This is a genomic window from Bacteroides sp. ET71, from assembly GCF_023336905.1.
In the GTDB taxonomy this organism is placed as follows: domain Bacteria; phylum Bacteroidota; class Bacteroidia; order Bacteroidales; family Bacteroidaceae; genus Bacteroides.
In genome coordinates, this window is the sequence record NZ_JAMBLS010000005.1 from 100,961 (window position 1) to 121,612 (window position 20,652).

The following is a 20,652-nucleotide window of genomic DNA, read 5'->3' on the forward strand; positions in this document are numbered from 1 at the left end:
GGTACTTTTCTGTACGCTTTTTTTGCTTCATGTTCAAAATAAGCCTATTTTTGCACGCAGATTCTACATTATTCATAACAACTGTTGTAATTACGAGATAATGGGTCGTTTGAAAAGATTGAAGAAAATACGCATACACCGTGAAGGTACACATACACTGACTGGCAGCTTTCTGTTGCTGTTAATCATTAACGCTGCGCTTTACTGGGGGCTGGAGACCAGAATCCCTTTCTATATTATTGCTCTGTTGAGTCTGGTGGTTTATGGGATTATGGTTAATTTCTTCCGTTGTCCTATCCGGCTGTTCGGGCAAGATACGGAGAAGGTGGTGGTGGCTCCTGCTGACGGAAAGGTGGTAGTCGTGGAAGAGGTGGACGAGAACGAGTATTTCCACGACCGTCGTATTATGATTTCTATCTTCATGAGTTTGGTGAACGTGCATGCCAACTGGTATCCTGTGGATGGGACGGTGAAGAAAGTTCTTCATCAAAACGGCAAATTCATGAAAGCGTGGCTGCCCAAGGCCAGTACGGATAACGAACGGTCGACCGTGGTCATCGAGACGCCCGAAGGCGTGGAGGTGATGGCCCGTCAGATTGCCGGTGCAATGGCGCGGCGAATCGTCACATACGCTGTGGAAGGTGACGAGTGTTACATTGACGAGCACATGGGGTTCATCAAGTTCGGTTCGCGTGTGGATGTGTTCCTGCCACTGGGTACGGAGGTGCTGGTCAAACTGGGGCAAACGACCACGGGTAACCAGACCGTCATTGCCAGACTAAAATAATTATTTCTTTTTTGCTTATGGCTAATTGCATTACTCGTCACATTCCCAATACGCTGACTTGCCTGAATCTTTTTTCGGGCTGTGTGGCTGCCGTCATGGCGTTTCAGTCTCGTTATGACATGGCTTTGTTGTTCATCATCGTTGGAGCGGTGTTCGACTTTTTCGACGGGATGGCGGCGCGTGCGCTTCATGCTTATTCCAACATCGGCAAGGATTTGGATTCGCTGGCCGATGACATCAGCTTCGGCCTGGCACCGTCGGTGGTGGTCTTTTCTCTTTTGCAGGAGATGCGTTATCCGACTTATCTGGAGGCGGTGGCTCCTTATTTCCCTTATGTGGCTTTCCTGATAGCTGTCTTTTCGGGCCTGCGTTTGGCCAAGTTCAACAATGATGCGCGGCAGACCACTTCGTTCATCGGCTTGCCTGTCCCGGCCAATGCGTTGTTCTGGGCGGCATTGGTGGCGGGGTTCCATCCTTGGCTGTCGGGAGGGGACGTTCATCCTTTGTGGCTGTTGCTGCTGGTGTGCCTGTCGTCGTGGCTGTTGGTGAGCGAGGTGCCCATGTTTTCGCTGAAGTTCAAGAGCCTGTCGTGGGCGGACAATAAGTTGCGTTTCCTCTTCCTGGCTGTTTGCATTGTGCTGCTGGCTTGCCTGCAAGTCAAGGGCTTGTCTGCTTGCATCGTGTGGTATGTCTTGCTTTCGCTCTGCACGGCTAAGCGGGGTTGAACTTTTTTTCGGCACGGTTGTTGTAGTTATACCTTCAGAGGTAATTCATTTTTAACTTAAAACCGGATATATGCTTCATTTCTTAGGATTTATTCTGATTATCATATTGGCCATTGTGTTCATTGGCATCGCTATCCTGCTCAGTGTGGTGCGGGGTGTCTTTGGCTTTGGCCGGGGAAAAAATACGACGGCTTATCAGCGGGCCGGCGGTGCGGAACGTACGGGTGCGGAACGTGCGCGGCGGACTGCTGTGTCGGACGACGGGACTGTGACGGTGGAAGAGGGGGAACTGCATATTAACCGGAAGAAGATTTTCGGCAAAGATGAAGGCGAGTATGTGCCTTATGAAGAGGTGAGGGATTAAGGTACTTAAGCGGTCGGTCGTCCGGAGATTCTTTCCGCTGTTGTGGCTGTGGTTCCTACGTCCGGCAGAGAGAGGTTTAGAAACAGAAAAGGGAGAGTAATCGTTACTCTCCCTTTTCTGTTTCTGGGGTATGCAGTCTTATGCTTCTGCTTTTGTCTCTGCCGGGATGACGGACACGTAGCGTCTGTCTTCGCGGGTTACTTTGAACTGTACAGTTCCGTCTACCAAGGCGTACAGAGTGTGGTCACTACCCATGCCGATGTTTTTGCCCGGATGGAACTCGGTACCTCTCTGACGGACGATGATGTTTCCTGCCTTGCAAGCTTCACCGCCGAATATTTTAACGCCTAATCTCTTACTTGCTGATTCGCGGCCGTTCTTAGAACTACCAACACCTTTTTTATGTGCCATTTCTTCTTACTGTTTTTAATTGATTAAGCTACTACTTCTTTGATTGTCAATTCCGTGAACTGTTCGCGGTGGCCTTTCAGCTTGCGATAGCCTTTTCTTCTTTTCTTGTGGAAAACAAGTACTTTGTCGCCTTTTACCAGCGGGGATACTACTTCGCAAACTACTTTTGCACCTTCTACGGTGGGAACTCCCACGGTGATGACACCGTCTTTGTCCACCAACAGTACTCTGTCAAACTCTACCGTTGCACCGTTTTCTGCGTTCTGCATGTGGTGAACGAACAACTTCTTTCCGGCCTCTGCTTTGAATTGCTGGCCTTGGATTTCTACAATTGCGTACATTTCTTATAAAACAATGTATAAGTTAGCTCCGGCGGGTGGTCCCTAATCACTTAGAGAACTCTTAACTGAACCCGTTGCGGAATAATCGGCTGCAAAGGTACGGATTTTATCCGAGACGGGCAAGTGTAGGCAGGGCTTTTTTATCCGTTTTTTTGCCCGCCTTCATGCCGGTTTGTCGCGAAACAGCTCCAGCGTGTCGCTGAACTGCTGGGCGATGAAGGCAAACCGGGGATGGTCGGGACGGACGATGAGGGCGACGTAGTTCGGGATGCCTTCTTCGTCGGGTATCTGTGCCGATAGAAAAGCGAACGTTGTCTGGCTGCCCGAAGAGCGGAACCACGATTCGAACAGGCGGCTGCGGTGCTTCTGCCGGTTGTCGCCCGTCTCGCACAGGTAGAGCATGACGGCTTCCCGCTTGCGGAAAAATTCGTAGACCAAGGCCAGGATGGTTTGCCGCAGCTTGGGGTCGCGGGGAGACTTGCGGTGGTTGGTGTTGGATATGGCAAACTCGTATGCTTCAATGTTCGGCATAAGGTCGCTTGGCATGAAGCTTAACGTGTAATTGACGCCGTAGTCAGTGGTCAATATGTATGACAACTGGGCGTATGGAGCCAACCGGAGCATATATGGAGCAGATGTGTTGACACGCTCCAAGTCAATTTTTACCATACTTCGATAGATTCTGGTTCTTGCCCTGTACGTTTCTTGTATTCTGCTCTCAAGTACTCTTCCATCTGTCGGATAAGTTCTTGCTTCTTCCGCTTATGCTCCTTCATCCGCCGCCATACTTCTTCTTTGGTCAGCGTTGTCTTCTTGGGGGGTGTTTGCAATGTTTCTTCCATAGTGATAAGTGTTTATGGAGGCAAAGGTACGAATCTTGGGGTAGACGGCCAAACTTTTGAGGGATTATCTTGGTGGAGGCTGCAACGGTCGGGCTTCTTCCGGACAAGAAGCCCGGCCGTTGTGTGTCAGGACCGCGCTTCTTCCGGACAAGCACCGCGCCCTGCTCACAGCAGGCTTTCGGCTGCGGCGATGAGGAGGAGTACGAACATCACGATGCCGACGAGCAACAGGAGGGCGTAGACGAACATCAGCAGCGTGCGCCAGAAGCTTTCCCACCACGAGCAGAGGTATAACTGCCGGAAATCCCACCAGAAAAGCAGGAAGAGGACCCACCACGGCAGGGCGAAGAGGTCGTCGGCATAGGCGGTCAGACCGATGGGCAGGAGCAAGATGCTGATGAGCATGATTTGTCCGGCGATGTAGGCTTGTATGAAGAAATGTTCCATCAGGTTGAAGCGTACCTTGGGCGGACAGCGCCTGAGCCGGCGTCGGCTTTGGAAAGCCCAGAGCGTGGCGATGGCCAGCAGGGGCAGCGTGGCGACGACGTGCAGCGTGCGGTTGCCGTGCCCCCAGCGTTTCAGCAGCTCCCATACGCGGTTGAGGAAGGGGACACTGCGGATGCCGTTCTCCAGGTAGTGGCTCAGTTTGGATTCTCCGGCCAGGACGCGGGCGGTTTGGCTCAACTCTTCCATGTCGCTCTGGTCGGCGGCAGACAGGGAGTCGGCGGTGGCAGTTTTCTGTGCCAGTTCTTTCTGCAAGAGGATGATGGCCAGGTCGTTGGCGGCTTTGGACAGGGAGTCGTCTTTGTAATTGTTTTCTTCTTGCAGTTCGGCGATGGACTCGCGCAGCTTGGCCACCTGCACGGAGTCGCTTTCGACCGTTGTTTTTTCCGTTTCTATCTGGGGGATGACCAGTTGCACGGCTAGCAGGTAGAAGGCCACGAGCAGGAAGAGCGTCTGAAGGGGCATGGAGTGGTTGGCGCGGCGGCCCTGCATGAAGTCGCGCATCAGATGGCCGGGGCGGTAGAGCAGGGCGATGAGCGTGCGGCCGAATTTGCCGTCCACACGGAACAGGCTGCGCAGGATGTTGCCCGCCGCGTGCTTCAGCCGGAAGCGATAGACGGAACGCGTCTGTCCGCAGCGGGGGCAGAAATTGCCCGTGAACGTGTGTCCGCAGTTGCGGCAGGTGCAGGGCTGCGTGCTGAGCGGGGCGGGCACTTTGCCGCGAATCTGGCGGATGTGCAGGGCGCGGGCGCGGACGATGAGGGGGTGACACTGCTCGCACAGCCATTGTCTGGCAGCCGGAGGCAGGACACGGCGCGTGCGGAGGACTTTGACCAGATAGGCGAGGAAGAAGAGGAAGAAGAGATACGTCGGGTCGTCGTCCAGCGGAAAGCTTTCTTCGCAGGCAATCCATAGCAGCAGGGCCAGGATGAGCACCTGGTGTACGGCGATGCGTCGGTGGGTGGTGGGGCGTTGCGTCTTTCCCTCCGGCTCCAACAGTTCGTCCAGCGAGGACATGATGCGTTGGTGGGGATAGGCAGCCAGCTCGTCGGCGGTGGTGACGCCGTGAGTCACTCCGGCAAAGTCCACGCCGGCGGCTTGGGCCGTCTCGGCATCCACGGTGCTGTCGCCGATGTAGAGCACGCGCTTCTTCTTCACGCCCAGTTGGCGGATGGCGTAGAGCAGTCCTTCGGGGTCGGGCTTGGCGCGGGAGACGTCTTCACCGCCCACCACGATGTCCAGGAAATCCGCAGGCAGGTGCTGGTCCATGGTGTCGTGGATGCGGAAGCGGTATTTGGTGGAGATGATGCCCACACGGGCGCCCCGCTCCTTCAGCGTCCGGAGCACACGGAGCGTTTCGGGGAAGAGGCGCGTGTTGGGCGTCATGTGCACGTCGGCTTCCCGGCGGTATTCGGCTTTGAAAGCCGCCAGACGTTCGGGGTCGGTGACACCCGTCAGGATGGAGAACGACTCCTCCAGCGTCTTGCCGATGGTGCGGCGGATGGCCTCGTCGGTCACGTCGGCATAGCCGTTGCGCTCCAGCACGTGGCGGAAGCACATCACAATGCCGCGCGACGAGTCGGCCAGGGTGTAGTCGAAGTCAAAAAGGTAGACTTGATAAGACATGCGGAGGGAGAGTGATTAATGGTTAATGATTAATGGTTAATGGTAAATGATGTCCGGCCGCACGTATTAACCATTAATCATTTACCATTCACCATTATTCTCATTTCATCGGTTCTACTGTATATCCTTTCTCTTTCAGCAGACTGAGCACGCCTCGTTCGCCCGGCAGGTGTCCGGCGCCTACGACAAACAGGGTGGGAGCGGCCTGCATCAAGGCGGGCATCTGCTTCGCCCAGGCTTGGTTGCGGTCATACAGCAGTTGGGCCATCTCTTCGGGCGTGGGGTCGCACGACGTGCCTTCCTTCTCCTCCATCAGTTGCAGCATTTTGTCCAGGTCCTGCGCGGCATAGGCGGCGATGAGTTCCTTGGCTTGGCGTTCGGCTTTGGCCGGGTCGCTGACGAAGCAGTAGAGGTCTTCGGCCTGGCGGCGGAGGGGCTTGTTGAAGAGGATGTCCATCTGCGACTGTACCGTCTCCAGCCCGCCTACCTTCTTGCCTGCCTTCGTGGCATCTTGCTGGAAGGAGGCGTCCAGCTGTTCCTGCGGGTTATAGCCCGGCGTATGCTTCAGGTAGAACAGCACGGTCAGTTGCTGGAAGAGGGCGGCGGGCTTCAGGCGGTCCAGCAGGGCGATGTCTACCTTGAGGTACTCCGTCACGGCGCGGGTCACCACCTCGAACTCTTTGGGAGAGAAGAGGCTGCGGAGCGTGGTGTCCGCGGGCAGCATCATCTGTTGCTGCATCTGCGTCAGCGTTTCGGGCTTCATCATGTCGGCCATGACCAGTTCGCCGTACACCTGTTGCACGTCTTGTTGCACTTGCGGCAGGGCAGCGATGCTGTCCTTGATGCTCAAGGCGGCGAGGTGATACGTGCCAAAGAGGTACGAAGGTTTGTCGAGCCCGTTGCCCGATACTTTCCAGAGTAATTGTGCCTGGGCGCCCAGCGTGGCTGCGACGACCAGGAGGAGGGTGATGAATCGTTTCATAATGGTTAATGATAAATGGTTAATGGTTAATACGTCTTGATAGCAACGCCTCGTTGTTAATTGTCAATTGATTCTTCCGCCCCGCATCCAGTGCTCGTCCCAATAGTCCTCGTCCAGCCGGCTGACCATGACGCCCCGGCTGGTGCTGGCGTGGACAAACTTGCCGTCTTTCAGGTAGATGCCCACATGGTTGACGCGGCGTTTGCGGCTTCCGTGGAAGAAAACCAGGTCTCCTTCGCGCAATTTGCCCCGGCGGACCCGGCTCGTGGCATCCATTTGCTGGTCGGTGCTGCGGGGCAGGTCGATGCCGTAGGCCGCCTTGTAGACCTGGCGCACGAAGCCTGAGCAGTCCGTGCCTCGTCGGCTCTGTCCGCCGCTGCGATAGGGTGTGCCTATCCACTGCGCGGCCTCCAGGTAGAGGGCGTGGTGGTCCTTGGGACCAATGTCCACACCCAGGCGGTCGGCGGCGCGGACCAGGGCGCGGTAGTCCAGCTTGGGCGCAGCGGTGCGGCAGCCGGTCAGGCAGAGGAGAAAGAATATAAATGAAGAATAAAGAATGAGGAATGAAGAATGGGCGCGTAGCGTCCGCTTCCGGCGATTCTTGTCTCTCGTCTTTCGTCCTTCATGTTTGGTTAATTCTTCATTCTTCATTCTTTATTCTTCATTCTTTATTCTTCATTCTTTATTCTTCATTTATTTCGTTCTTCATTGATTCGTAGATTCTTCATTATTCATTTCTTCGGCTTTCAGGTTGAAGTAGTCCTCCAGTTCCTTCTCGGCCTGTCCGTCGTGGTTGTCGATGTCGCGCAGGATGACGCCGTGCTCCAGCAGGGCGATGCGGGGGCAGATGTCGACGGTGTGGTTCAGGTTGTGGCTGGAGATGAGGACAGTAGCGTGGTGCTCCTCGTTGTATGCCCGCAGCAAGTGCTTGATGATGGCTTGGCTGGAGGGGTCAAGGAAGTTGAAGGGTTCGTCCAGGATGAGCAGTTGCGGGTGGTGCAGCATGGCGGAGATGATGCCAATTTTCTGCTTGTTGCCCATGGAGTAGTTGCGGATGAACTTCTTCTGTCCCAGCACCTCGCCGTTCATAAAGCGGTCGAAGGGGCGGAGGCGTTCGTCCACTTCTTCTTTTTTCAGCCCGTACATGCGGCCGATGAAGTAGAAGTATTCTTCGGGCGTGAGGTAGTCGATGAGGAAGCCGTCGTCGATGTACGCACCGGTGATGTCCTTCCAGTCCTCGGTGCGGGTGACGTCCGTCCCGGCGATGGCCACCGTGCCTTGGTCGGCCTTCACCAAGTCCAGGATGAGGCGGAACAGGGTGGTCTTGCCCGCGCCGTTGTTGCCCACCAGGCCCAGCATGTCGCCGTCGGCGATAGTGTAGCGGTCGATGTCGATGGCCCGTTTCGAGCCGTAGCTCTTCTGTAAGTCGGTTATTTCTATCATATCTTTATTCTTTTATAGGTTACGGGTGTCGTAAAGGATACTTTCCGGGTATCGGAAAGGAGGCATTCCGGGTATCGGAAAGGAGGCATTCCGGGTGCCGGAAAGGAAGCATTCCGGGTGCCGGAAAGGAGCTTACCGTTGGCGGCTGTCGCGGAAGCCCTCCATGTTCTTGTACCTGCGTTTCATCAGTCTCGTGTAGACGTTGCGTATCCACAGCCGCGAGGTCAGGATGAAGGCGAGGCCAAGGACGAGGAGTCCCCAGTAGGCCACTGTCTCATTGAAGAGAACAACCAGCGGCAGGTAGACAATCCACGGCAGCATGAAGGCGCCGAAGCTGGCCAGTTGTTGCAGGCCTGTACCGGCATTGTTGCGGCTGGTCATCTTGGCGTTGAGGTCCACGGTGCGGTTGTTGTACACGGCCAGTTGGAAGAAGCCGAAGTTGACGGGTCCCGCTGTGAACAGTCCCCACCCCAAGATTTGCAAGAGTGTCAGCTTGCCCGTCACCACGCCCGTCAGCATCAGCAGGAAGGGGAGGAGGAGGACAAGGTTGTAGAGCACGTACTTGGCCCGCAGCAGGGCGAAGATGGACTCGCGGCGTGTCATTAGCCCGTCCATGTAGTTGCCCTCGTAGCCCATCAGCGTGGAGAAAGCCAGCAGACTGACGATGACGTAATTGTACATCACCCAGAAGTTGTTCATCCCCCCGCTGCTGTAAACGTCCGTGAAGGCGATGACCGCGCTGATGGCGGCCACGGCGCAGACGATGGCGATGAGCGACTTGCGGCACATCTTGTTCCGTAGCATCAGCTTCAGCTCCAAGCGCATGTATTCTCCTGTCATGCCGTAGCGGTCCAGGAAGCGGTACTCCGAGAGCGTCTTCACTTCCACGGTAGTGTCTTCCGTCTTGTTCAGCTCGTCGTAGATGAGGCGGCGGATGACGCGGCTGTTGACCCACCACATCAGGCCGATGCCGGCCAGCAGGGCCAGGAACACCCACGCGTTGCCCGTGATGAAGCCCTCGCCCAACTCCAGGAACCAGTCGAACACCGGGCTGTCATCCGGCAGGAACATCCCCAAAGCCAGTCCCCCATAGACGGCCACGGGCAAGAGCACCCACCAGATGCGTTCGCTCAGGAGCGTTTTGCACAGCAGGAACCAGTAGTTGTTGAGCACCATCAGCAGCCAAATGCCCACGCAGTAGGTCAGCACACCCCACAGTCCGTAGAACTTGGTGACGGTGATCAGCGCGAAGGGCGCGAACAGGAACAGCCAGAGGAGGTTAAAACCGCTCAGCCCCGAACGGATGAGCAGGAAGTCAATCAGCCGGTTGCGCCGCACGGGCAGCAGCAGGTAGGGCTTCACCTCCTGCGTGGGTGTCTTCTGGAAGGGGAAGCGCATCAGGAAGTCCAGCGCGAGCACGAATACCAGACCGGAATTGAGGAGGTGGTACGGCTCTACTGCCGCTCCCTCGAAGCCGAAGGCAAAGGTAGTGCCGATGAAGATAAGATAGCCCGCCCAAAACACGGCCATGAAGTACATCCAGAACCGGGTGAAGCGGCTCTTCTCGTACATCGGGTGGCGCTTGTCGGCCAGGCGGCCGTGGCGGCGGAGTTCTAAGAATAAGTTCATGGATTTAATGAAGAATTAAGAATGAAGAGTGAAGAATGAAAAATGAAGAGTGATGAATGGGTGCGTGGCGTCGTCCGCTTCTTGCTCAGATTCTTCATTCTTCGTTCTTCATTCTTCATTTAACTTATTATTCCGGCACGGTCATTACCACCGTCAGTTTGTTGCCTTGCTTCAGCAGGGCTTGGGCAAACTGGGCTACGTCTTGGGCGGTGAGGCCGTTGACGAGTGCTTCGTAGTCCTTGGTCTTGTCCATGCCGGTGTAGAGCATCTCTCTGATATTGCCCAGCCAGTAGCCGTTTTCCTTCTGGTTGTCGGCATACTTCTTGAGCATGTACTCCTTGATTTTCTGCATCTGCTCGTCCGAGGGGCCTTGTTGGGCCATCTTCTCCAGTTGGGTGTTGATGATGCCGTTAAGGTGTTCGAACTTGGCGGGGTCGGTCTGGTAGAAAATCTGGAGCGTGGCATCCTGGCGTTCGCTTCCTAACATTCCGTAGGTGCTGACACCGTATGTGCCACCTTCCTTCTCGCGGATTTCCTCGGTATAGACCATGTCGAGGGCCTGGTTGAGGACGCTCATCAGGACGGAGCTGCGCAGGTTGTATGTGCAGTTGCCGGTGATGACCATGGCTACGGTAGCCATTGGAGTCTGCTGTTCCTTGGCGAAGATGTTCTCCTTGGTGCCTTTGGCGGGAATCAGCAGGTTGGCCTTGTTGTAGTTCTGCTTGGCACTCTTGGCGGGCAGGGCGCCGAGGTATGTTTCGATGTAGGGCTTGATGGAGTCGAGTTCGGCATTGCCCACGAAGATGAACTGGAAGTCGCCGCAGTCGGCAAAGGCTTGCTTGTACAGTTCGAGGATGCGGTCGTAGTCCACTTGGTCTACCATGGAGGCTTTCACGTTGATGAAGCGTTCGTTCTGGCCGTACATCTCATAGCTCAGTGTATCGCTGAATACGGAGAGCGGGTTGACTTCGGAGCTTTCCAACTGGGCTTTCATGCGGTTCATGAAGGAGGTGAAGGCTTCCTCGTCCTTGCGGGGCTGGGTGAGGTAGAGGTAGGTGAGCTGCATCATGGTCTCGAAGTCCTTTGGCGAGCAAGAGCCGTTGACGTTCTCCTGCGTGCTGCCCACGGAAGCGGTGACGCTGACGTTCTTGCCGGCCAGCATCTTGGTCAGCTCGATGTTGCTGAAGTTGCCGGCGCCGCCTGCATCTACCGCGCCGTTCATGAAGGAGTAGTTCAGCTTGTCGGCTGCGTCGAAGTTGGTCATGCCGCCCAGGCTGAAGCCGCTCATGCGGATTTCATCGGCCTTGAAGTCGGTCTTCTTCACATAGACCTTGATGCCGTTGGAGAGGGTCAGCAGGGTGGCGCCGAACAGGGCGTTGTCCTTCTGGCTGACAATCTTGCCGCCTTGGGGGGCTTCCTTCATCAGCGGTTCGTTGGATACTTTGTCCACGTAGGGCTGCACGTCGAGGGTGGGCATGGCTTTGAGGTCGGCAATGACTTCTTCCTGAGTGGGGATGACTACGCCTTCCTTGTCCGGAGCGGCGATGAAGACGGCCTGGTTGTTGTCCGTAATCAGTTGCTGGGCTACTTGGTTGATGGCTTGCACAGGGATGTTGGGAGCCAGTTGGTTGAGCGTGGCGTATTCATACTCGATGCCGGGGATGGGTTCGGCGTGGAGGAAGTGCTGGAGGCACTGGTTGACGTAGCGGTCGTTGTTGGTCTTCTCGCGTTCGTTGTAGACGGACTCCAGTTGTTGCAGGATGTTGGCACGGGCACGGGTGTATTCCGATTCGGTGAATCCGTGGCGGCGTACGCGTTCTACTTCTTGCAGCAGGACTTTGAGGGCGTTGCTCAGACCGTCGTCCTTGCAGTAGGCGCTGACGTTGAAGGCTTTCTTGGTGCCGCTGATGAAGAAGTCGCCGTCGGGCGAGCAGCCGGCCATGTTGAAGGGCGGGTTGGGCGACTGTGCCAGTTCGCTGAAGCGTTGGTTGAGCATGGTGGCGATGGCGTCGAGCATGTATTGCTGTGCCAGGTACATGACGCTGCCTTTGATGCTGTCGGGCGTGGCATCGTGCTTGAAGTAGATGTCTACGATGGGGGTGTCGATTTCCTTGTCCTTGCCGATGTAGACGATGGGTTCTTCGTTGTCGGGCACGGGGTACCAGATGCGTTCGGCGCGTTCGGCCGGCAGCTTGATGTCAGAGAAGAGGGTCTTTATCTTCTGCTCCATCTGGTCGACGTCGATGTCACCCACCACGATGATGCCTTGCAGGTCGGGGCGGTACCACTTGGCGTAGTAGTCGCGGATGTCCTGGTAGGGGAAGTTGTTGATGACGTCGATGCTACCGATAGGCATGCAGTCGGCGTATTTCGAATCGGGATAGAACGTGGCCTGTGCGTCGGTGTAGAGGCGGAGCATGCCGACGTTGCGGCTGCGCCACTCCTCGCGGATGACGCCACGTTCCTTGTCAATCTCCTTGTCGGCCAGCAGGATGGAGTTGCTCCAGTCGTGCAGGATGAGCAGGCAGGAGTCGACGATGGCGGGGTCGGTGCTGGGCACATTACTTATATTATACACCGTCTCGTCTACCGAGGTGTAGGCGTTGAGGTTGGTGCCGAACTTGATGCCTTTCGATTCGCACCACTGCACGATGCCCAGGCCGCGCTCGTCGCCGGGGAAGTTCTTCGTGCCGTTGAAGGCCATGTGCTCCAGGAAGTGGGCCAGGCCGCGCTGCTGCGGTTCTTCGAGGATGGAGCCTACCTTCTGTGCGATGTAGAACTCCACGCGGTTTTCGGGTTTCTCGTTGTGGCGGATGTAGTAAGTCAGTCCGTTGTCCAACTTGCCGATGCGGACGTTCTTGTCCACCGGCAGCGGCGGCAACTGCATCTGGGCAGCTGCCTGTTGCAGGCTGCAGCACAGGATGAGTGCCGCGAGCCAAAGTGTTTTTGTTAACTGTTTCATGTGTCTATCTTTTTGTTAAGAATAGTTTGACTTATCTGTCGCAGGCTGGTGGCTTTAATCACAGCGGCGTGGAAAAAAGTGTTGCGGGTGTGGCAACCGAGTAGTTGCGACAGTCGCAACCTTCCCGTTCATGCTTCCGTAATGGCCCGGCGGATGCGTACCAGCCGCTCCAGCAAGCCTTCCAGCAGGTCGAGGCGCAGCATGTTGGCTCCGTCGCTCTTGGCCACGGAGGGGTCTTCGTGCGTCTCGATGAACAGGCCGTCGGCTCCCACGGCGATGCCCGCGCGGGCGATGGTCTCGATGAGCTGTGGCATGCCACCGGTCACTCCCGCCGCCTGGTTGGGCTGTTGCAGCGAGTGCGTGGCGTCCAGGATGACGGGGTAACCGTAGGCCTGCATCTCGGGGATGCCGCGGTAGTCCACCACCAGGTCCTGGTAGCCGAAGGTCGTGCCGCGCTCGGTCAGCATCACGTCCGTGTCGCCCGCGCCCACCACCTTTTCGGCGGCAAAGTGCATGGCCTGGGGCGAGAGGAACTGCCCCTTCTTGATGTTCACCGTGCGCCCCGTCTGTGCGGCGGCCACCAGCAGGTCGGTCTGCCGGCAGAGGAAGGCGGGTATCTGGAGGATGTCGACGTACTCTGCCGCCATCTGTGCCTCGTCCGCCGCGTGTATGTCGGTGACGGTGGGGATGCCGAACGTGTCGTGCACCTTGCGCAGCACGCGCAGCGCCTTTTCGTCGCCGATGCCCGTGAACGAGTCCAGCCTCGAGCGGTTGGCCTTGCGGTACGAGCCCTTGAACACGTAGGGTATCTTCAGCCGTTCCGTTATCTTCACGATGCGTTCGGCGATGCGCAGGGCCATGTCTTCGCCCTCGATGACGCAGGGACCTGCCAGCAGGAAGAAGTTGCCGGCGGGGTTGTTCTTCAGTTGTTCAGATAGTTTCATTGTTGTGTAGGGGAAATGTTTAATAGTTTGGTTAATAGCTCAGGGTTCCGCCTGGTGTCCCACACCAGTCCTATAAGAATATGTGTGGGCAAGATGATATAGTAAATCTTATAATGCCCTTTGACGATATAGCGGTAGTCATAACTGTTGATTTCGACCGGTTCTTTTCTTCCCATTTCCGGAAAGATAAGTAGATAGCGTGTCTCTTTTTTCAGTTCCGTTACGATGGCATGCGCTTTCTCTCTCCCGGTCTTGGGCAGATGGAACAGGTAGATTTCTTTCAGGCTTCGTTGAGCCAAGGGGGACCATTTGATTACCATTTCTGTATCTCCTGTTCCATTTCTTCATCACTGATGCTTAGTCCTTCGGCATCTTCCTGTAAGGCTTCATTGAGCAGTTGCTCCAGCAAATAGGCCGGCATTGCAGGCAGATTGTCTGCCAGTTCTTCGTTTTTTATGAGGTGGCATGCCGTTCCTAATCTGCTGAGCGCTTTCTCCGTATTGAAGTTGTTGATGATGTCGCGGAGCAATTCCATTTTATAGCGGGTAAGTTCAATGGTTGTCATAATGATAGTTCTTTCTTGTGGGTTACATATCTCGGTTCTTTATGGGATAATCAGTGTGATGGCTTCGTGCAGGATGCCTATGTTCAGCGGGAAATGCCTGTCCAGGATGCGTCCGTCCAGGTCGACCACGGCGTTGCGAGCCCGCAGCACCTTCACCTCGCGGGTGCGGAAGGGCTTCACCAGCCGGTGGTTCAAAATACGCCCCTGGATGAGCATCCACAGCCCGCCCCACAGTTGGCGCAGCTCCGGGCGGTAGATGACCGATACGTCCAGCCAGCCGTTGTAGGGCACGGCGCTGGGCACCTGCCCGTAGCCCGTGGCGCTGCCGATGCACACCGTCATGATGCGTCCGCGCACGTGCTCGCCGTTAATCTTCAGGTGCATGCGGTACAGCTTGCGTTCGAAGATGAGCGACAGGAAGGCCATGAAGTACGACAGGTATTTCACGCCCCAGAACCGCTTGCATTGGTCGGTTGTCTTCACAATCCGGGCTCCCAGCCCGATGTTGATGGCGTTCAGGAAGTAGCGCGTCACGTGTTTCTGTCCGTCGTAATACTGGCACGTGCCCACGTCAATCTTGCGTCGTCGTCCGCGGATGAGGCAGTCCACCGCCTCGCGGTAGTCGTCGCTCATCTCCCAGTAGTCGGCAAAGTCGTTGCCGATGCCGTTGGGGATGATGCCCAGGGCAATGTCTTCTTTCCGCAGGACGTTGGAGCGCATGATGCCGTTGATGGCGTCGTTCAGCGCCCCGTCTCCTCCCACGATGACGATGGTGCGGTAGCCGTTGTTGGCCAGCACGCCGGCCAGCCTCTCCACGGCGCCGAAGCCCTCGGACTGTACGTAGTCGTAGGCCACGCCCCGGCTGTCCATGTAGTCTTTTATCTCTTTCCAGCGCTTTTGCACCTTGCGGGTGCCGGCTTTGGGGTTGTAGATGATGCCCCATCTTTCGGGTTCTGTGTTCATGTTCCCTCCGTAGGTTTGGTTGAGTAAGACGATGTTTCTTCTTCTGCCAGCAGTTGCCTGACGATGGCGACTTTCTCCGCCGTGGGCAGTGTGGCGTCTATCCAGTGTATGGTAAAGCCGCGCCGTTCCATGCCGCGGAACCAGGTCATCTGCCGTTTGGCAAACTGGTGGATGGCTGTCTCCAGCCCCCGCACCATTTCGTCGTAGGCCAGCCGGCCGGTGGCGTAGAGGGTGAGGAACTTGTACTCCAGCCCGTAGTACGTCAGGTCTTCCGGCGCGATGCCTTCGTCCAGCAGGCGGCGCACTTCGTTCACCATGCCTTCGTCCAAGCGTTGGCGCAAGCGCTGGCTGATGCGGCTGCGGCGTTCGTCCCGCCCGATGCTGATGCCCACGATAAGGCTGTGCAACTGCGGGAAGGGGCGTTCTTCGACAGGTGCCTGGCGGTAATATTCTTCTATCTCGATGGCCCGGATGGCCCGTTTGGGCGTGTCCACGTCCGTCGTATTGTGCAACGTCTTGTAGGTCTTCAGCAGTTCGGTCAGCTCGTCCAGCGTCTTGCCAGCCAGGGCTGCCCGCAGGGCCGGGTTCTCCGGGACGGGCAACAGGCGGTAGCCCCGCAGCACGGCTTCCAGATACAGTCCCGTGCCGCCGCACACGATGGGCAGGCGGCCGCGCGCCCTGATGTCGTCGTAAGCCTGCCGGAAGTCGCGCTGATACTCGAAGAGGTTGTACTTGGTGCCCGGCTCGGCGATGTCGATAAGATGGTAGGGCATCCGTCGTCCGTCCACCACATAGTCATCCAGGTCTTTGCCCGTCCCCAGGTCCATGCGGCGGTACACCTGGCGCGAGTCGGCGCTGATGATTTCCGTGTCGAGTTCGGCTGCCAGGGCGGCTGCCAGCGTGGTCTTTCCTGATGCGGTGGGGCCTAATATGGCGATTAAATCTGGGGCAGGCATAGAGTTCGTAGTGTGGTTGTTTTTGGTTACGCCAGCAAAGATAACGCAAAATCGGATAGAATGTGCAAAACTTCTGTCTAAAAAAAGCCGTTTGCCTGTCGTGTGCAAGGGGCATGGCTCGTGTGCGTCAGGAGCGTGCTGCGTGTGCGGAAGAACGAAGTGTTTGTTCCGCTGAAATGAAAAAGGACGTGAACGGGAGCCGTGCTTTTATTAAAATATGTTGTAAAACATACTTTTTGCGGGAATAATTTGCAGGTATCGCAAAAGTCCGTACCTTTGCAACGTGTTTTTCATGGTATTAGATTTAAGGTTAACAAAGGTTGGGCTCAGCGGAGCCCTTTTTTTATGCCCGTACGCTTCCTATTCCCTTCAGAACTTGCAGAACAACGATACGAAGAACGGTGCACTCAGGTCGATGAGCTGGCCGTGGAAGATGGCCACCGGCAGCATCGCGGGATTACTGGATGCCCTCTGCCGGCAGCCATGTCAGCGGGCTGGCACGCGGGACGTCGCCCCGGTGCGGGTCACTGGTTTTTCAAGTTCAGGATGTGGCAGGCCACCAATGCCGCCGTCTCTGTCCGCAATCGCGAGGGACCCAGGCTGATGGGCGTGAACCCCGCTTCTGTGGCCAGGCGGACTTCCTCTTCGCTGAAGTCGCCCTCCGGCCCTATCAGCACCAAGGCATTTTCCCCCTTGCGCACCACGTCTTTCAGCGACGGCTTTTCACCTTTGTAGCAATGGGCAATGAACTTTTGTCCCTCGAAAGGCTGTGCGATGAAGGTCTTAAAGTCCGTCATCTCGTTCAGCCGGGGTAGACGTGCCTTGAGCGATTGCTTGATGGCCGACACCAGAATCTTGGCAATGCGTTCGGTCTTGATGACCTTGCGCTCGGAAAAACGGCAATTCAGGAACGTCAGCTCATCCAGCCCTATCTCGGTGGCTTTCTCGGCAAACCATTCGGTACGGTCCATGTTTTTGGTGGGCGCCATGGCGATGTGCAGATGCCCGCTCCACAAAGGGGCTTGCGGTTCAACCTCCAGAATGTCTACCAGGCAGCGCTTGTGGGCCGCCAGGCTGATGCGTGCGTGGTAGAAATGGCCGACGCCGTCGGTCAGCATGATTTCGTCGCCGGCTTGCAGGCGTAGCACGCGCAACGCATGGGCGGCTTCTTCTTCCGGCAGCTCATGGACGGACTGGATGTCAGGAGTGTAAAAAATGTGCATGGCGTAACGTTATGGGATGTGTAATTGTCTGAGACGGTCGCGCAAGACGGCGGCCTGCTCGTAGTTTTCTTCGTCGATGGCTTTTTGCAGAGCGGCCTTCAGCGCTTCCTCGTTCTGCTTCAGCAGTTCTTCTTCGCTCAGTTCCGCAGGCTCTTCATCCATAGGCGGGATACATTCTCTTTGCAAAAGGTCGTCGTATATCAGGACAGGAGCCCCCATGTGCAAGGCCAAAGCCACGGCATCGCTGGTGCGCGAGTCTATGCGCAAGAGTATTTCACCCGAACGCAGGTATATATAAGTATAGAATATGCCTTTCTCGGCTTTGTAGATAAGCACACGCAACAAGCGGACTCCCAGCGCGTCCAGCACCGATGCGAACAAGGCATGTGTCAGCGGGCGTGAAGGATGGATGCCGCGCAGTTCGAGCGCGATGGCTTGTGCTTCCGATGCGCCTATGATGACGGGTAACTGGCGTCTGCCGCCTACCTCGGTAAACAACAGATTGTAGGCTCCGTTTTGTTCATGGCTGGCGCTGAGGCTGTATACTTGCAGTTCTATTTTCTTTCTGTCCATGCGTTTCCTTCCTTTCTTATAAGGTCTTCTCCGGAGTGTGCTTATAGCGGAACACTACGGTAAATACCAGAGCGAGCACCAGTGCGTAGGCGGCAAAAATCATCCAGATGGGTGTCCACTCGCGGCTGATGACCCCTCCGCCTTCGGCATAGACGGAAAACATGTCTACCACGGCTCCGCTGGCATACCCGCCCACGAAAGCGCCGATGCCGTTGGTCATCATGAAAAACAGGCCTTGTGCACTGGCACGGATGCCGGAGTGTGCCTCCATTTCGGTGAACAGCGAGCCGGACACGTTGAAGAAATCAAAAGCCATGCCGTAGACAATCATCGAGAGGATGAGCATCCATAGCCCGTCGCCCGGGTTGCCCAGTCCGAAAAGTCCGAAGCGGAATACCCAGGCAAACATGCTGATGAGCATGACGCGCTTGATGCCGAAATGACGCAAGAAGAACGGTATGGCCAGGATGAACAGCGTTTCGCTCATCTGCGAGATGGAGAGCAGTATGACGGAGTGCTTGACGCCAAACGAATCGGCATATTCGGGGATGGAAGCGAACGAGCTGAGGAACGTGTCGCCGTATGTGTTCGTAATCTGAAGGGCAGCCCCCAAGAGCATGGAGAAGAGGAAGAAGATGGCCATCTTCTTTTGCTTGAACAGCACCAGCGCGTCCAATCCGAAGGCAGAGAGCCATGTCTTCTTCTCGTTACGTTCGGGCGGGCATGGGGGCAGGGTGAATGAGTATAAGCCTAAGACGGCGGCCGAGATAGCCGCCACATACAACTGGGCAGCGCTGTATTTGAAGCCTGTCAAGTCTACCAGCCACATGGCACAAATAAATCCCACCGTGCCCCATACGCGTATGGGGGGGAAGTCTTTCACCAAGTCGAGCTTGTATTTCTCCAGAGCGTTGTATGAAACGGTGTTGGCCAGCGAGAGTGTCGGCATGTAGGCCAGCAGGTTGAACAGCATGGCCACGTACATCTGTTCGTAAGTGCTGGCTGTCGAGGCGTAGAACAAAGCACCTGCGCCTATCAGGTGGAGCAATCCGTACAGCTTTTCGGCGTTCATCCATTTGTCGGCTATGATGCCGGTGAGGCCTGGCATGAACAGGGCGGCTATGCCCATTGTCGCGAAAATTTTACCGATTTCTCCGCCTTCGAAGTGCAGTGTGTTGTTCATGTAGCTGCCTAACGAGATAAGCCATGCACCCCATACGAAGAATTGCAGGAATTGCATGGCGGTTAGTCTTATCTTTATGTTCATAGGTGTATGTTTTTGACGGTTGTTGTTTCTACGTTCTTGCTATTCATTGCAAATGTACGATGTTGATACAAAAAAAACAAGTCCGGGCGGGGGAAAAAGATGGAGGGCGGGAGAAGAAGCGAAGAGCGCCGGAGGCGGAAGCGGAGGGCATAAAAAAAAGAAGGGTATCTATCCCAGACACCCAATCTTTGTTAACCTTAAATCTAATACCATGAAAAACACAGTGCAAAGGTAAGCGTTTTATGTTATGCAGCATAATAAATGAGCAAAAATCTGCTTTTATTTAACTCTTATTAAGAAGGTGGACCGCTTTTATACACTTCTTTGCAAAATCTGCCGTGTTTGAGGCCCATTATTCCACATAAAGCACCAGTCCTTTCAGGTACTCGCCCTCCGGGTGGTAGATATTGACCGGATGGTCGGCGGGTTGGGTCAACTGGTGCAGGATGCGCACGCTGCGTCCCGACAGGGCGGCTGCCGTGAAGACTGCCGTGCGGAATTGCTCTTTGCTGACGGCCTGCGAGCAGGAGAAGGTAAAGAGTATGCCTCCCGGTCGGATTTTCTCGAAAGCGCGGGCGTTGAGCTTGCGGTATCCTTGCAGGGCGTTGTGCAGGGCGTCGCGGTGTTTGGCAAAGGCGGGAGGGTCCAGCACGATGAGGTCGTAGGTCTGGGCATCCATGCGGTCGAGAAACTTGAAGGCGTCTTCGGCGAAAGCCGTATGGCGCTCGTCGCCGGGGAAGTTCAGCCCGATGTTTTTGTTGGTCAGGTCGATGGCCTTGGCCGAACTGTCTACCGAGTGTACGGACAGGGCGTTGCCGCGCATGGCGTAGACGGAGAATCCGCCGGTGTAGCAGAACATGTTCAGCACCCGTCGTCCCCGGGCATAGCGTTCCAGCAGGGCGCGGTTTTCGCGTTGGTCCACGAAGAATCCTGTCTTTTGTCCTTTCAGCCAGTCTATGTGGAACTTCAGGCCGTATTCCGTGGCGATGTTGTCGGTGCTTCCTCCGCGCAGGAATCCGTTTTCGGGGAAGAGGTCGGCTTTGTAGGGCAGGGTGGTTTCTGACTTGTAGTAGATGTTGTCCACTTCTTCCTGCATCACGTCGGCCAGGGCTTCGGCAATGGCCATGCGGTCGAGGTGCATGCCGGCTGAGTGTGCCTGCATCACGGCGGTGCGGGCGTAGATGTCTATCACCAGTCCGGGCAGGTTGTCGCCTTCGCCGTGCACCAAGCGGTAGGTGTTGTTGTCTGTCCGTCCGATGAGTCCGATGCTGCGGCGCATTTCTTTGGCGGTCTGGAGTTTGCGCCGCCAGAAGTCGGTGTTTATCTCTTCTTCCTGGCGGAAGGAGAGCACACGCACGGCGATGCTGCCTATTTGGAAATGGCCTTTGGCTATGAACTGCCGGGCGGCGGTATAGACTTCGACTACTTCGCCTTCTTCGGGCTTGCCGTCTATGTGGGCGATGGCACCGGAGAATATCCATGGGTGGAAGCGTTTGAGTGATTCTTCCTTGCCGGGTTTCAGGTAGACTTTATACATATTGATGG

General features: G+C 56.1%; 22 protein-coding genes. 3 read left to right on the forward strand and 19 right to left on the reverse strand.

Translation table 11 applies throughout. From position 1 onward, the window contains the following. The first annotated feature begins 100 nt into the window (after positions 1 to 100). The 3 genes from M3090_RS04890 to M3090_RS04900 all read left to right on the forward strand — a co-directional run bounded on the left by M3090_RS04890 (position 101) and on the right by M3090_RS04900 (position 1,876). A complete protein-coding gene (locus M3090_RS04890) occupies positions 101 to 787 on the forward strand; it encodes a phosphatidylserine decarboxylase family protein (protein WP_249054275.1) in 687 nt (228 codons plus the stop codon). Positions 788 to 804: 17 nt separating this feature from the next. Then, the gene (pssA, locus tag M3090_RS04895) at positions 805 to 1,512 is read left to right on the forward strand and encodes a CDP-diacylglycerol--serine O-phosphatidyltransferase (protein ID WP_249054276.1); all 708 of its coding nucleotides are present in this window, start codon (positions 805 to 807) and stop codon (positions 1,510 to 1,512) included. Between the two features lie 70 nt (positions 1,513 to 1,582). Beyond that, on the forward strand, positions 1,583 to 1,876 hold the full coding sequence (locus tag M3090_RS04900) for a DUF4834 family protein (RefSeq protein WP_249054277.1): 294 nt from the start codon (positions 1,583 to 1,585) through the stop codon (positions 1,874 to 1,876). Positions 1,877 to 2,014: 138 nt separating this feature from the next. Here the strand turns inward: M3090_RS04900 and rpmA are convergent, their stop codons facing one another. From rpmA to M3090_RS04995, 19 genes are all read right to left on the reverse strand, one after another. Next, positions 2,015 to 2,287, reverse strand: coding sequence for a 50S ribosomal protein L27 (rpmA, locus tag M3090_RS04905; protein ID WP_249054278.1), 273 nt, complete (start codon positions 2,285 to 2,287; stop codon positions 2,015 to 2,017). 23 nt (positions 2,288 to 2,310) lie between these two features. Then, positions 2,311 to 2,628, reverse strand: a complete 318-nt coding sequence (gene rplU / locus M3090_RS04910) for a 50S ribosomal protein L21 (protein WP_249054279.1) — start codon at positions 2,626 to 2,628, stop codon at positions 2,311 to 2,313. 162 nt (positions 2,629 to 2,790) lie between these two features. Further along, complete coding sequence (locus tag M3090_RS04915; protein ID WP_249054280.1) at positions 2,791 to 3,297, reverse strand: DUF6169 family protein; 507 nt, start codon at positions 3,295 to 3,297, stop codon at positions 2,791 to 2,793. Continuing rightward, the gene (locus M3090_RS04920; RefSeq protein WP_249054281.1) at positions 3,291 to 3,470 is read right to left on the reverse strand and encodes a hypothetical protein; all 180 of its coding nucleotides are present in this window, start codon (positions 3,468 to 3,470) and stop codon (positions 3,291 to 3,293) included. Before M3090_RS04920 ends, M3090_RS04915 begins: the two co-directional genes overlap by 7 nt. Positions 3,471 to 3,635: 165 nt before the next feature. Continuing rightward, the gene (locus M3090_RS04925) at positions 3,636 to 5,600 is read right to left on the reverse strand and encodes an HAD-IA family hydrolase (protein ID WP_249054282.1); all 1,965 of its coding nucleotides are present in this window, start codon (positions 5,598 to 5,600) and stop codon (positions 3,636 to 3,638) included. A 100-nt stretch (positions 5,601 to 5,700) separates the two neighbouring features. Next, positions 5,701 to 6,582: a TraB/GumN family protein gene (locus M3090_RS04930; protein WP_249054283.1), complete on the reverse strand. Its 882-nt coding sequence runs from the start codon at positions 6,580 to 6,582 to the stop codon at positions 5,701 to 5,703. 63 nt (positions 6,583 to 6,645) lie between these two features. Next, the gene (locus M3090_RS04935; RefSeq protein ID WP_317239129.1) at positions 6,646 to 7,233 is read right to left on the reverse strand and encodes a C40 family peptidase; all 588 of its coding nucleotides are present in this window, start codon (positions 7,231 to 7,233) and stop codon (positions 6,646 to 6,648) included. A gap of 54 nt (positions 7,234 to 7,287) precedes the next feature. Beyond that, a complete protein-coding gene (locus tag M3090_RS04940; RefSeq protein WP_249054284.1) occupies positions 7,288 to 8,025 on the reverse strand; it encodes an ABC transporter ATP-binding protein in 738 nt (245 codons plus the stop codon). Positions 8,026 to 8,157: 132 nt separating this feature from the next. After that, positions 8,158 to 9,654 carry a DUF5687 family protein gene (locus M3090_RS04945; RefSeq protein ID WP_249054285.1) on the reverse strand — a complete coding sequence of 499 codons (1,497 nt, stop codon included), beginning with the start codon at positions 9,652 to 9,654 and terminating at the stop codon, positions 8,158 to 8,160. 127 nt (positions 9,655 to 9,781) lie between these two features. Beyond that, the gene (locus M3090_RS04950) at positions 9,782 to 12,616 is read right to left on the reverse strand and encodes a M16 family metallopeptidase (protein WP_249054286.1); all 2,835 of its coding nucleotides are present in this window, start codon (positions 12,614 to 12,616) and stop codon (positions 9,782 to 9,784) included. A 128-nt stretch (positions 12,617 to 12,744) separates the two neighbouring features. After that, positions 12,745 to 13,560: a 3-deoxy-8-phosphooctulonate synthase gene (gene kdsA / locus M3090_RS04955; protein ID WP_249054287.1), complete on the reverse strand. Its 816-nt coding sequence runs from the start codon at positions 13,558 to 13,560 to the stop codon at positions 12,745 to 12,747. Further along, on the reverse strand, positions 13,557 to 13,880 hold the full coding sequence (locus M3090_RS04960) for a type II toxin-antitoxin system RelE/ParE family toxin (RefSeq protein WP_249054288.1): 324 nt from the start codon (positions 13,878 to 13,880) through the stop codon (positions 13,557 to 13,559). Before M3090_RS04960 ends, kdsA begins: the two co-directional genes overlap by 4 nt. Then, positions 13,874 to 14,125, reverse strand: coding sequence for a hypothetical protein (locus M3090_RS04965; RefSeq protein ID WP_249054289.1), 252 nt, complete (start codon positions 14,123 to 14,125; stop codon positions 13,874 to 13,876). The genes M3090_RS04960 and M3090_RS04965 overlap by 7 nt, the downstream gene beginning before the upstream one ends. A gap of 39 nt (positions 14,126 to 14,164) precedes the next feature. Then, positions 14,165 to 15,088 (reverse strand): diacylglycerol/lipid kinase family protein, encoded by a 924-nt coding sequence (locus M3090_RS04970; RefSeq protein ID WP_249054290.1) that lies wholly within the window; start codon positions 15,086 to 15,088, stop codon positions 14,165 to 14,167. Further along, positions 15,085 to 16,044, reverse strand: a complete 960-nt coding sequence (gene miaA, locus M3090_RS04975; protein WP_249054291.1) for a tRNA (adenosine(37)-N6)-dimethylallyltransferase MiaA — start codon at positions 16,042 to 16,044, stop codon at positions 15,085 to 15,087. Before miaA ends, M3090_RS04970 begins: the two co-directional genes overlap by 4 nt. A gap of 524 nt (positions 16,045 to 16,568) precedes the next feature. Continuing rightward, on the reverse strand, positions 16,569 to 17,267 hold the full coding sequence (locus M3090_RS04980; protein WP_249054292.1) for a 16S rRNA (uracil(1498)-N(3))-methyltransferase: 699 nt from the start codon (positions 17,265 to 17,267) through the stop codon (positions 16,569 to 16,571). 9 nt (positions 17,268 to 17,276) lie between these two features. Then, positions 17,277 to 17,840, reverse strand: a complete 564-nt coding sequence (locus M3090_RS04985; RefSeq protein WP_249054293.1) for a bifunctional nuclease family protein — start codon at positions 17,838 to 17,840, stop codon at positions 17,277 to 17,279. A 16-nt stretch (positions 17,841 to 17,856) separates the two neighbouring features. Beyond that, positions 17,857 to 19,107, reverse strand: a complete 1,251-nt coding sequence (locus M3090_RS04990; RefSeq protein ID WP_249054294.1) for a nucleoside permease — start codon at positions 19,105 to 19,107, stop codon at positions 17,857 to 17,859. Between the two features lie 352 nt (positions 19,108 to 19,459). Further along, positions 19,460 to 20,644, reverse strand: a complete 1,185-nt coding sequence (locus M3090_RS04995) for a class I SAM-dependent rRNA methyltransferase (RefSeq protein WP_249054295.1) — start codon at positions 20,642 to 20,644, stop codon at positions 19,460 to 19,462. Between the last annotated feature and the right edge of the window lie 8 nt (positions 20,645 to 20,652).